The organism is Pseudoscardovia radai (assembly GCF_002259605.1).
GTDB lineage: Bacteria > Actinomycetota > Actinomycetes > Actinomycetales > Bifidobacteriaceae > Pseudoscardovia > Pseudoscardovia radai.
Window position 1 is genome coordinate 1 of the sequence record NZ_MWWR01000015.1, and the last position, 12,290, is coordinate 12,290.

Genomic DNA, 12,290 nt, shown 5'->3' on the forward strand with positions numbered 1-12,290 from the left:
ATCGAGACGGCCGGCTTCCCGGCCGCGACGGTCACGGTCGAGGGCCTGCCCGACGGCCTGTCCTACAAGGACGGCAAGATCGCGGGCACCCCGAAGACGGCCGGCACGTACAAGGTGACGGTCAAGGCTTCCAACGGCATCGGCGACGCGGCGCCGAAGACGCTGACGCTGACGGTGGACGAGACGCCGGCCATCCCGACGGAGTCCCTGGCCGCGGCGCAGACGGGCGTCGAGTACTCGGCGAACGTGACGGTGACGGGCACCCCGGCCGCGGACGTGACGGTCTCCGGCCTGCCCGCCGGCCTTGAGTACAAGGACGGCAAGATCGCGGGCACCCCGGCCGAGTCCGGCGCGTTCACGGTGACGGTGAAGGCCTCCAACAAGGCCGGTTCCGTGTCCAAGGACCTGAAGCTGACGGTGAACGCCCCGGCGTCCATCGAGACCGGGTCCCTGGCCGACGCGACGGTGGGCCAGGCGTACACGCAGTCCATCCTGACCAGCGGCTTCCCGGCCGCGACGGTCGAGGTGTCCGGCCTGCCCGAGGGCCTCGCGTTCGACGCTGTGTCGAACGCGATCACGGGCACCCCGAAGGCCGCCGGCACCGCGACGGTGACGGTGACCGCGTCCAACGGCATCGGCGAGAAGGTCGAGAAGGACTTCGAGCTGACGGTGAACGCCCCGGCGTCCATCGTGACTGAGTCCCTGGCCGACGGCATCGTGGGCCAGGCGTACAGCCAGAAGATCGAGACGGCCGGCTTCCCGGCCGCGACGGTTGTCGTGTCCGACCTGCCCGAGGGCCTGTCCTACGCTGACGGCCAGATCACCGGCACCCCGAAGGCGGCCGGCACCGCGACGGTGACGGTGACCGCGTCGAACGGCATCGGCGACGCGGCGTCGAAGACGCTGACGCTCACGGTGAACGAGGCCGCGGCCGTGACGACGACCGAGCTGCCCGCCGCGACCCAGTACACCGCGTACTCGGCCGACATCACGGCGACCGGCTCCCCGGCCCCGTCGGTCACGGTGGAGGGCGACCTGCCCGCCGGCCTGACCTACGCGGACGGCAAGATCCAGGGCACCCCGACCCAGACCGGTGAGTTCAAGCTCACGGTCAAGGCCGGCAACGGCGTGGCCGCGGACGCGACGGCCGAGCTGACGCTCACCGTCGCCGCGATCCCGGCGCAGACCGTGTACCGCGTGTACAACCCGGTGACCGGCGAGCACCTGTTCACCACCGACCAGAACGAGTACGACCAGCTGGCCGCGCTCGGCTGGCAGCAGGAGGGCTCGAGCTGGCGCTACCTGGAGAAGTCGGACAAGCCGATCTGGCGCCTGTACAACCCGAACGGCGGCGTGCACCATTACACGACCGACCAGAACGAGTACGACAAGCTCGCCAAGGTCGGCTGGCTCCAGGAGGGCGTGGCCGGCTATGCGGCCGACGAGTCCTTCGGCGTGGCCGTGCATCGTCTGTACAACCCGAACGACACGACGGGCGCGCACCACTTCACCCTCGACGAGAACGAGGTCAACTCCCTCGTGTCCAGCGGCTGGGTTGACGAGGGCACCGCGTTCTACGCCCTGCCCGCCGAGTCCGCGACGGATACCACCGACACGGACGCCACCGACACCGATACCGAGAACACCGATACGGACACCACCGATACCGATGCGACCGATACCGATGACACCAAGGTGACCGAGTAAGGACCGTGATCCACGGTTCCTGACCTCAACGGGTTAGCGAAAGCCCCACCGCTACGAGCGGTGGGGCTTTTTGCATGCCCTATGGAGTGAGTGTGACTGCACGCATAACGGAACAGTATGCATCGCATTGTTCTAGGGAGGAGACAGTGCGTCAGGAGAGAAGACATCGCCTCAGTGTCAGGCACTGAGGCGATGTTCCAAAGGGAAACGGATGAATCAGTACACGGTGATGCTGTTGATGTAGAGCTGGCCGTTGGTGGGGAAGTTGCCCTGGTCAATCCAGATGACGAACTTCTGCGTGGTCGTTGTTTTCGTCAGCGTCAGCGTGGTGGTTCCGCTCGCGTCGAAGGCGCCGCTCGCCACGGCCGCGCCGTTCTGCGGCGTGGTGAAGTCGGAATCCGCATAGATCGACATCATGCCACCCTGCGCGTTCGAGGAGATGACGATCTTCGACACCGGCTCCGCCTGCGACAGCGTCACGGCGAAGGCATAGCCCTTGAGTCCGGCCGGATTCTGCTGGTAGTTGATGCCGGTCACCTTGTAGGCGGTGGTGTTCGTGGGCGTGGAGCTTGTGGTTGTGGTTTGGGTGGTGGACGACGATTCGGATGTCATCTCGTCGGTCGACGATCCGGCAGCCGCGAGATCGCTCGGCCACACGGAGTGGTCGTCCGTGAACGAGTTCTTGACCAGACCCGTCGCCACCGACACGATCAGCGCCAGCAGCACGAGGAACACGATGACCAGCGTGATGATGGCCGCGCGGTGGCCGCCCTTATTCTCGTTCTCGTCATCGATGCCGATCGCGGTCATGGTGGTGGACGATTCGGCGTCGTCCTGCGGCGCGAAGCTCGGCGGCGCAGGACGGTGGTGGTAGTGCTGCTCCTGGTACTGCGTCGTGCGGTTCTCGAGGTTCGCGAGGGAACGATTGGGAACGGTGGGCAGGATGGCGATGGGCTGCGTGGCGGGGATGATCGACGGACGCGCCGAGCCGTCGGCGGACCCCGATTGTGCGCTGGCGTCGCCGTTCGCATCGGTGGAGTGTGACCCCGCTGCAAGGTTGGCCAGCGGCTGCGCGCCGTTTGACGATGGTGAGTTCGACGATGCCGCGTTCGACGATGCCGCGGTCGCCGCGCCTGCGGCGGAATTGCCGGCGGCCGGAGTGCCGTCGGAGCGGGTGAGAATCGCGGGCTCCGTAGCGGTGGGGGCATCGTTAACCGTCATCTGCGCATCGGCGGGAAGGGCCATCGTGCTCGCCTGCGTGGATGCGGAACCGTTGCGGAAAGCCGACACATCAAGCGGAACCGTGGGGCGTGCATTCACCGAACCGGACGCGGCATTCCGCGCGCCGCTCGCGCCCGCACCAGCGCCTGCCATACCCGCGGCACCTGCAGCAGCGCCGCCGCCGAATCCGCCCATGCCGAATCCCGCGTTCGTGTCGGAATCGGCGATCGGCTGATTGACGGCCGGCATGCGCACGCTGGAATCGTTCATCGTGTCGCTGATGGAGAACTCGTCGTACATCGCGGTGTCGCTGGCGGGGAGGTCCTCCACCTGGTCGCGCTGGAACAGGGGGTTCTCGCTCCAGTTGGCGCGGCGGTGTGCGTTCTGGTGGCCGGATTTCGTGGCGTCGAAGTTCATGATCGACGCCGGGATCGGCACAAGGTCCTCGCGGCTGATCGTGGCGATGGTCGCGTCCTGGATGGACTCCGACACCGCGCTTGCCGGCAGCAGCATATCCCTGTCGGTCAGCGACGACGCCGGCTTCCATGGGCCGAGCAGCGCCAGGAACTCGTCGATCGTCACAATCGGCACCGGCGGCATCACGTCGCCGTCGTCGCGCAGGCCCAGCGTGCGCGTGCACAGGATGCGGAACTCGTCGGGGATGTCGATGCCCGACGCGTCCAGCGTGGAGCTCGACGTGGTCTGCCCGGGGATATACGGCATGCGCGTGATCATCTGGTACAGCAGCATGCCGAGCTGGCGCAGCACCGTGGCCTGCGTGCTCTGCATGATGTCGCTCGCCGACAGGCCCAGATACGGGTAGGAGAACAGCGGCGAGACGGGAAGGTCGGCGATGGTGATGCGCTGGCGGCCGAGGCGCACGAATTCCGAGGAGAGCGCACGATGCTGGAAGCCTGCGTCCTGCAGCTCGGTGACGGCCGTCGTCACCGAGCCGATGATGGTGCGCATGGCGGCGGTGCTCATCGGCGCGTCGGTGGCGAGGTAGTCGGACAGCGACATGCCGTCATCGAGGTCGGTGACCACCACGCACACACTGTTCTCGGCGTGCAGATGCTGCACCTGCGTGAAATGCGGGTTGCGCGTGCCGCCGAGCCACGAGGCGAGGTTCTGCACCTGCTCGGCCGTCGACTTCTGGTTGGTGATGAAGAGCTGGCAATCCTGGGCGAGCACGCTGTCATGCGCGTGCCAGGCCGTGAGGCCGGGCTTGTCGAGCAGAAGCGAGACAAGCGTGTAGCGGCTGAGCAGGGTGTTGCCGATGTTGAAGATCATGTTCCATCACTCTCGACTGGACTTTTCCGGGTTTCCGGACGGAATGCCCTTGGCGGGCATGGTGCGGACGCGTGCGAATGACTGTGGCCATTGTAACCGTCCGCCGTTCCAAGCATCAGAGGTCCGCCGGGTTGTTGCCGTTTCTTGACTTTTCGGTGTTGGTGTCGGCGGGCGTCACGGTGTTGGCAGGCGCCGCGGAGCCGGCATCGATATGGCCTGTTGTGTTCTCGGTGACGGCCTTCGGCACGGTGGCGTCAGGCGTCGCGTCATCGCCGTTTTCGGTGGCCGGCGCCGCGGCGTGGTCGATGTTCCCGAGCAGATTCGCGGGAATCGTGGGGAATTTCGGCTCGGGAAGATGCGCGGGGCGCATGGTTGCGGCGAGCGGCGGCACGGTGAGGTCGTAGTTGCGCGGCTGCGGCGACGGCGTGCGCAGGATGCGCGCGAACTGCGTGGAGCGCGTGTCGGACCGCGTGCCCGCGAAATGCTCCGACGGCTTATGCGCCGGGGAATACGATGGCGCCGCGGTGTCCTGCGCCTGGGCCGCCTGTGCCTGGGCGGACGGCGGTGCGGCTGCGGATATCGACGATTGCGACGGCGCATCAGCAGGAGCGGTGGCGTGGCGCGCATGGGTGGCGTCGGCCAGTGGAGCGGATCCGGCGCCAGGGCCGAAATGCATATCCAGCGACACCGCCTGCACCGGATGCGCAGACGAGCCGTTCGGTTCGGGCGAGGTTGCGGCTGCGGGCGCGGGCACCGGCATGGGCGCTGACGTGGCCGCGGGAGCCGGAGGCGCGGGCGGCGCCGGCGGGCGCGGAACGGCTGGACGCGGCGTGGCGGATGACCACGGCGCAAAAGACGGCGCAACTGACGATGCCGTGGAGTCACGCTCCATATTGCGTTCGGCGTTGCCAGTGGCGTTGTCGGATGTGCCGCCAGACGGGCGGCCGGGGGCCTCGCTCAGGGGGTACAGCACCACGGTGCTCTGGGAGCCCAACGATGCGCGGGCTGCGTATCCGTTATGCGCGGTGTCTCCCGGATGCTTGGGGGAGCGCGGCGTGAAACTCGGCATGCCGTTGTCGGTGGCGCTCGCGGAATCCATGCCGGCGGCGGCAGTCGTGCCGGCATCGGCGCGCAGCCCGGCCTTGCGGTGCTCGGCCTCGTAGCGCTGGATATCGATGTCGCGGATGATATCCATGCCCACGGCGGTGTCGTCGGGGTAGAACGGCGACGGGTCCATCGTCGACACAATGCGGCGCGGCCGCGCGGAACCCTGCGGCGCGCTCGTCGCAATGCGGCGCGGCTTCGTGTGCGGTGCGCCGTTCGCACCGGCATCGTCGGATGCAGCGGAGCCATCGTCGATACTCCCGGCGCTTTCGCCGGCCTCGCCAACGTTCTCCTCGCCAACGCCTTTCTCGTCCTCGCCGGCACCTTCCGGCGTCGGAGCGCCGAGGCGCCCGCGCGACAGGCGGTAGAGCGCGGCGAGAAGCTTGCGCCGGGCGGTGACGATTTCCGGCGTCTTCAGTGCCGCAAGAACGCCCGCATACACGGCGCCGATTGCCAGCGTGATAATCAGCGCCTGCACGATGGCCGTAAGCCAGCGCGACCACATTCCCGCGATCGACAGCACCGACCAGCCCAGGCGGCGGAACAGGCCGTTGAGCAGCAGGCCCGCGCCGATCGCCAGCAGGGCGGCCGTGAACGTGCGGCTCGCGCTCATGATCACATGGCGATCGTCGAAGCCCTCGGTGAAGCGGCGGCGCGTGACGATGAACAGCACCGGAAGCGTGAGCAGGTAGCAGGCCGCGGTGCTGGTGCACACGACGGCCACCCAGTCGGCGGGCGGGAACATATGCACGCCCGCGAGGATGATAATGGCCTGGATCGCCGCCTGCACCACGGAATAGACGAAAGGCGTGCGGCCGTCCTTGAAGGCGTAGAACGTGCGCTCGAGCACAAGGGAGATGGCGCTCGGCAGGCTGGCGAGGGTGAGGATCATCAGCGGAACGCGGATGAGGCCGACCTCGGCGGGGGCGACGGACGGCAGCAGCGCGCTGGTGATCTGCTCGGGCTCCACCAGGTACGCCACCGTGAAGAACGTGATGATCAGCGTGAGGTTGCTCAGCGTCTCGGAGAGCTCGCGGCCGGCCTTGCGCAGGTTGTTGTCGGCGATGTCGGCCGAGAGGTGGGGGAACATGGCCGTGGCAATCGATACGGCGAACAGCGAGTACGGCAGGATGTACAGCGTGAACGCGTTCTGGTAGGTGCTGTTGCCGGCGATGGCGTAGGGGTCGCCGCCTTGCATCGGGGCGCCGTTCGTGATGCGGGAGGTGAGGATGCCGATGAGCTGGTTGACGAGCACGATTCCCAGGCTCCATGCGGCCACCGAGCTCATGGAGCGCAGGCCGATGCCGCGCACACCGAGGCGGAAATGCCAGCGGTAGCCGGCGCGCAGCAGCGGGATGAACAGCACCAGCGCCTGGAACGCGACGCCGAGCGTCCACGCGCCTGCGAGCAGCGCGATTTTGTCGGAGGTCCAGAAATCCATGGGCTGGCGCGAGGCGTTGCCATACAGGGCTATGAACGCCACGAAGCCCGCGCAGCTGATGAGGTTCGCGCCGGTGGAGCTCCATGCGTACGCGCCGAAGCGGTTCTGCGCGGCGAGGATCTGCCCGAGCACCGTGTACAGGCCGTAGAAGAAGATCTGCGGCATGCACCACAGCGTGAATGAGTTCGCGAGGGCGCGCTGGGCGCCGGTCCAGCTTGAGTCGAGGTAGATGGCCGTGAAGAACGACGAGCAGCCCATCATGACCACGGTGACGCCGAACAGCAGCACGACGGCGAAGGTGATGAGTTTGTCGAGTTGCTCCTTGGCGTTTTTGTCTTTGAGCGTGCGCACGATCTGCGGCACGAGCACGGCGTTGAACACGCCTCCCGACAGCACGGTGAACAGCACCTGCGGAATCGTGGAACCCGTCTGGTAGGCGTTCGCGGCGATGCCCGTCGTGCCGACGGCGGCGGCGAGCAGAATCGTGCGGATCTGACCGGTGATGCGGGAAGCCAGCGTTCCCATGGCCATGACCGCGGAGTTGCGTCCGACCGAAGAACTCATGAATCCGTGTCTTTCTTTCGATGGAATTGGCGCCACAGTCCACCGATGGTGAGGAGGACGGCGAAGGCGATGATGCCGTAGCCCAGCTGGTCGTTCAGGCGCAGCGAATTCGAGACGGTGACCGTCAGCTCGCTGTTGAACGGCGCGCCCTGGGCGTCGAGCAGGCGCAGCCCCACGTAGGTGGAGCCGCTGGAGTATGCGGTGAGCGGCAGCGTGACCTGCTGTTCGCTGCGGCCGGCGACCGTGATGCTGTCGGAATCTTCGACCGACAGAATCGTGGCGCCGGACCGCGCGTCCACCGATACCGTGACAGGGTAGGGCGTGTTATTGACGATGGTGACCGGCAGGCTCGCCGTGGTGCTCATCATGACCACGGAGTTGGGCTGCTGGATGCTCACGTTGGCGAACAGGCCGCTCGCGAGGTTCTCGGCGTCCTTCGTGGCGGCGGCACCGTCGGTGATGGAGATGTCGAGCGCATGCAGGCCGTAGAGGGTGTGCAGCGTGGTGAGGTCGGTTTCCCAGACCTGGGCGTTGTCGCTGATATGCGCGGTCTGCTGCGCGTCCTGGCGCGACAGGGCCTGCGGATTGTCTTGCGAGGGGTCGGTGTTCTGCCCCTTCTCGGGGTCGATGACGGAGGTGAAGAAGCGCGACATCGACGTGCGGGAGGAGGCGAGGGCGGTCGCGGTGGAGGAGAGGTAGGCGGATTCGCTCTGGTCGAGGCCCGTGTCGGTGGGAATGGAGGCGGTTGCCGCCGGTGCGGAGGCGATGAAATCGTCAAGCGATTGGAAGGACACCCAGTGGGCCGACTCCAGGGCCGACAGCATGGCGTCGAGGTCATCGTTGGTGGCGCTCGCGGCGTCGGACAGCGCCACGAACAGGCGCGTGTAGCCGTTCGCCGAATCGTCGGATGCGGGGCGGAGCGGCGAGAGCGCGGAGCCGTCGGACGCCAGACCGAGAGCGCTCTGGGCGATGAGACGGTTGATGCGGCCGCTTGCCGTCGTTTCGCCGTCCGCCTGGTCGGAGCTCGCCTGCCCCGACAGCAGCGACGACATCGTGGATTCCGCGTTCAGAACCGTCACCGAGCCCGATGCGGTGCCGGCCGATGCCACGGCTGCGTAGGAATCCCTGTCGGTGCCCGTGTTGCCGGATGTCGACACCACTGTGGAATAGCCGGCGTCATGCGCGTAGCCGAGCGATGCGGCCGTCCACGAGCCGCGGCCTTGCCACGCGATGGATTCGAGCGGGGCGGATTGCGCGGGCTGGGCGGAGTCGGTGCCGGAGGCGGACGGGGCGGCGGAGCCGGACTGTGCGCCGTTCTGCGAGCCGGAGCCGGACTGAGCGAGGTTCGCGGCGCTCGCGGCCGACACGGAGTCCGAATCGATGCCCGCGGCCGACCAATCGGAGGAGGTCTGCGCCATGGCCGTGATATCCGCGGCGGCCGGCTGCATCGCGGCGCTTGCGGCGGCGCCCTGGGAGCTGACGGAGCCCAGGCACAGCGGGTCGGAGACAAGCGAAATCTCGGTATGCTTCGCCTTGGCGTCGATGGCGGCGGAGGCCAGCGGCGTGAGCTGCGGTGAGGTGACGGAGAAGAGGTCGGAGCCCTCGCGGGCGGCGGTGACGGAGGCGAGGGTGTCGCTGTCCGTCGTCCACGATTGCGCGGTGACGGGGGCCGCGATGGCAAGCGTCACGCGGGAGGCGGCGGAATCGTCGGAAGTGCCGTCGCCGGTGCTGCCGTCGCTGCTGCCGCTGCCGGACAGCGCGGATTCGTCATCGTAGGTCACGAAGGTGTGCGACTCCAGATGCGTGGCGCCATCGTCGCTGTCGAAGCTTACGAGAACCGGGCGCGCGCCGAAACCCGAACATTCGTTGAAGGGGTATTCCGACGTGCCGTTCGTCAGCGTCACCGTCTGCGAGGCGCCGGGCTCGAGGCGGCCCACGTCGGCCGTGGCGATAACGCCCGCGGCCCAGATGCCAAGCGCGCCCTCGGCCCACGACTGCATGTCTTCGGTGGTGGAGAACGCCACATCCGGGTTCATGCTTGCCTCCACGGTGCCCGCGTCGATGGCGGTATCCGTGGGGTTCGAGACGGTGACGGTCAGCGAATACGCGGTCGGCGCCGTGGTGGAGTCTGCCGGGCCGACGATCGGCGTGGATGCCGTGATGGTCAGCGATGCCGTGGCGTCGGAGGCCGATGTGCTCGAAGCGCCGTCGGCGACGGTGAAGGCGGTGGAATCGTCGGTTATGCCGCCGTTGGTGCCGTCGCTGTTATCGCCGTCGGTGCCACTGCCCTCGGAGCCCTCGGCGTATGCCGGGGCGGCCTGCAGGGCGGCGAGGCCGGGCAGGCTCCAGGGGGCACCGGTGGCGATGACGGCGCAGACGAGGGCCACACAGCTGACAAACGCCATGATGGTCCGGAAGGCTGTCGTCCTCATTCGCGGTTCTTGCGCTTTCTCGCATACATGGAGGCGATGCGTCGTTCATTCGGGTAGCTCAGGACGTTGTCGAGATCGTCGAAGGCGATCCAGCGCACGTCCTCGGCCTCGTGGTCGGGGTCGCCGTCCACCGTCAGCTCACCACCCGTCATGCGCAGCGCAAAATGGTGCACGAGCTTGTGGATGCGCTGCGTGGTGCCGGTGAACCAGTAGTCGATGGTGGCGATGGATTCGACGATTTCGCCCTCGATGCCGGTTTCCTCATGCACTTCGCGCACGGCCGTCTGCTCGGGTGTCTCGCCTTTCTCGATATGCCCCTTGGGCAGGCACCACTCGAGGTGGCCGGAACGCGAATGACGCGCGATGACGGCCACGCGGCCGAGTTCGTCGAAGATCAGGCCGCCGGCGGAGTATTCGCGCACGACGGGGAGCTCCTCATGCCCTTCGAGCGCCGCGAAGGACGACACGCGGGTCTGCGAGCCGCGGCGGCGCGCCATGACGGCGGGCGTAACCGGGTGCGGGGAGCGCGACGATGAAGACGATTGCGCTCGCGTCGACAGGGCGTGGGCATGCGGCGACGGCGAGGGTTTTGCGGCGTGTTGCGCGCCGTGCGGTGCCGGGGTCGTGTGCCCGGGGTTTGCGTGCCCGGCACGCGCGGAATGCGCGGCGGGGGAATCGTGATCCATCGCGGCGGGCTGCGCGGGCGACGCGCCGGGAGAGGCGTTGGCGTCGCCGTGCGTGGGCTGCTGGGGATTCTGCTGGTTCCTCGGGGTTTGCGAACTGTACAGCGGGCGCAGCCGGGAGGGCACGCCGTCCTGCATCGTCGGAACCGTCCCGAGGGCATACTTCGGCCGAGAATTGGCATGGCGAAGCATTCGCGCGACATCTCCCGGCGTAGTCATACCCCCTACTTTATCCAGAAGTTGTGCGTATGGGGTAACGGTAAGCTATGAGAAGCTATTCAAGGAAGGAAGGTCAGCCGTGGGATTCGATGTCTCCCCTGTGGCGATTGAGCTGGGAAAGCTGTTCAAGGAGAAGGGCTACGAGCTGGCGCTGGTCGGCGGTCCGGTGCGCGATCTGCTCCTGCACAGGAAGTCCCACGACCTCGATTTCTGCACTTCGGCGCGTCCTGAGGAATTCGAGCCGATTCTCCGGCGTTTCGGGAACGGCGGGTTCTGGGATATGGGTCGCAAATTCGGCACTCTCGGCGCGGTGCGTCGCCTTCCCGACGGAACCGAGGTCAGCGTCGAGGTCACGACGTACCGCTCCGACACCTACAACCCGGACTCGCGCAAGCCCGAGGTCAACTACGGTGACTCCCTCGAAGGCGATCTGTCGCGTCGTGATTTCACCGTCAACGCCATGGCGCTGCGCGTGCCCGACCTCGAATTCGTCGATCCCTTCGGCGGTGCCGACGACCTGCACAAAGGCGTTCTGCGCACGCCCGTTTCGCCGGAGCAATCGTTTGACGACGACCCCCTGCGCATGATGCGCGCCGTGCGCTTCGTGGCGCAGCTCGGATTCACCATCGAGCCCGACACCGCCGAGGCCATCGAGCGCATGGCCGACCGCATCCGCATCGTGTCGGCGGAACGCGTGCGCGACGAACTCACCAAGCTTCTTCTCGCCGACGACCCGCGCTCCGGCCTCGAGGCCCTTGTGGACTCCGGCCTGGCGGATATCGTGCTTCCCGAACTGCCGGCGTTGCACCTCGAGATCGACGAACACCACCGCCACAAGGATGTGTTCGGCCACACCATGATGGTGCTTGAGCGCGCCATGGCGCTTGAAACCGACGCCGACGGCCCCGTGCCCGCACCCGACCTCGAGCTGCGCCTCGCCGCCATCATGCACGACGTGGGCAAGCCGAAGACGCGACGTTTCGAAGCCGGCGGCAAGGTGAGCTTCTACCAGCACGATCTCGTCGGCGCCCGCATGACGCGCAAGCGTCTCAAGGCGCTGCGCTTCGACCACCACATCGTCGAGGACGTCAGCGACCTCGTGGCCATGCACCTGCGCTTCCACGGTTATGTGGACGAGCGCTGGACCGACGCAGCGGTGCGCCGCTACGTCAAGGACGCGGGGCATCTGTACGACAGGCTCAACCGCCTGACGCGCGCCGACGCGACCACCGCGAACAAAAACAAGGAGCGCATGTTCTCCGCCGCCATGGACGACCTCGAGGCGCGCGTTATCGAGCTCAAGAAGCAGGAGGATTTCGACGCGATCCGCCCCGATCTCAACGGCGGGCAGATCATGCAGATTCTCGGAATCGAACCCGGCCCGCTTGTGGGCAAGGCGTACAAGCATATGCTCGACTACCGCCTTGATAACGGCCCCGTCGACGAGGCCACGGCCCGCGAGGAGCTCCTGCGCTGGTGGAACGAGGAAGGCGGCGCGGCGGGCGCTGGAACCAGCGCGGAGGCCGAAGCCAGCGCGGACTGAGTGCCGGAGCCGGCGCTTCCTGGACAGTGGTGCGGCTTGCGGACATTTTCGGGCGGTTTGAGCCCTAAAATCGTGGATTTTTGTCC

The 12,290-nt window shown here is 67.2% G+C and carries 6 protein-coding genes; 2 read left to right on the forward strand and 4 right to left on the reverse strand.

The annotated features are described in order from the left end of the window. On the forward strand, positions 1-1,707 hold a 1,707-nt coding region (locus PSRA_RS07195), incomplete at its 5' end, for a putative Ig domain-containing protein (protein WP_211280504.1). Positions 1,708-1,923: 216 nt separating this feature from the next. Here the strand turns inward: PSRA_RS07195 and PSRA_RS09405 are convergent. The 4 genes from PSRA_RS09405 to PSRA_RS07215 all read right to left on the reverse strand — a co-directional run bounded on the left by PSRA_RS09405 (position 1,924) and on the right by PSRA_RS07215 (position 10,661). Continuing rightward, entirely contained in the window at positions 1,924-4,218 is a 2,295-nt protein-coding gene (locus tag PSRA_RS09405) for a protein kinase family protein (protein WP_094661226.1), read from the reverse strand. Positions 4,219-4,333: 115 nt separating this feature from the next. Next, positions 4,334-7,327 (reverse strand): murein biosynthesis integral membrane protein MurJ, encoded by a 2,994-nt coding sequence (gene murJ, locus PSRA_RS07205; protein ID WP_094661227.1) that lies wholly within the window; start codon positions 7,325-7,327, stop codon positions 4,334-4,336. Next, positions 7,324-9,759 (reverse strand): DUF6049 family protein, encoded by a 2,436-nt coding sequence (locus PSRA_RS07210; protein WP_094661228.1) that lies wholly within the window; start codon positions 9,757-9,759, stop codon positions 7,324-7,326. The genes murJ and PSRA_RS07210 overlap by 4 nt, the downstream gene beginning before the upstream one ends. Next, positions 9,756-10,661, reverse strand: a complete 906-nt coding sequence (locus PSRA_RS07215) for an NUDIX hydrolase (protein ID WP_094661229.1) — start codon at positions 10,659-10,661, stop codon at positions 9,756-9,758. The genes PSRA_RS07210 and PSRA_RS07215 overlap by 4 nt, the downstream gene beginning before the upstream one ends. 79 nt (positions 10,662-10,740) lie before the next feature. Between PSRA_RS07215 and PSRA_RS07220 the strand changes: the two genes are divergently transcribed. Beyond that, entirely contained in the window at positions 10,741-12,204 is a 1,464-nt protein-coding gene (locus PSRA_RS07220; protein WP_094661230.1) for a CCA tRNA nucleotidyltransferase, read from the forward strand. The last annotated feature ends 86 nt before the right edge of the window (positions 12,205-12,290 follow it).

Bases quoted from the DNA above. Each gene is read 5' to 3' on its own strand.
- PSRA_RS09405 (WP_094661226.1), bottom strand. From the start codon at position 4,218: ATGATCTTCAACATCGGCAACACCCTGCTCAGCCGCTACACGCTTGTC.
- murJ (WP_094661227.1), bottom strand. From the start codon at position 7,327: ATGAGTTCTTCGGTCGGACGCAACTCCGCGGTCATGGCCATGGGAACG.
- PSRA_RS07210 (WP_094661228.1), bottom strand. From the start codon at position 9,759: ATGAGGACGACAGCCTTCCGGACCATCATGGCGTTTGTCAGCTGTGTG.
- PSRA_RS07215 (WP_094661229.1), bottom strand. From the start codon at position 10,661: ATGACTACGCCGGGAGATGTCGCGCGAATGCTTCGCCATGCCAATTCT.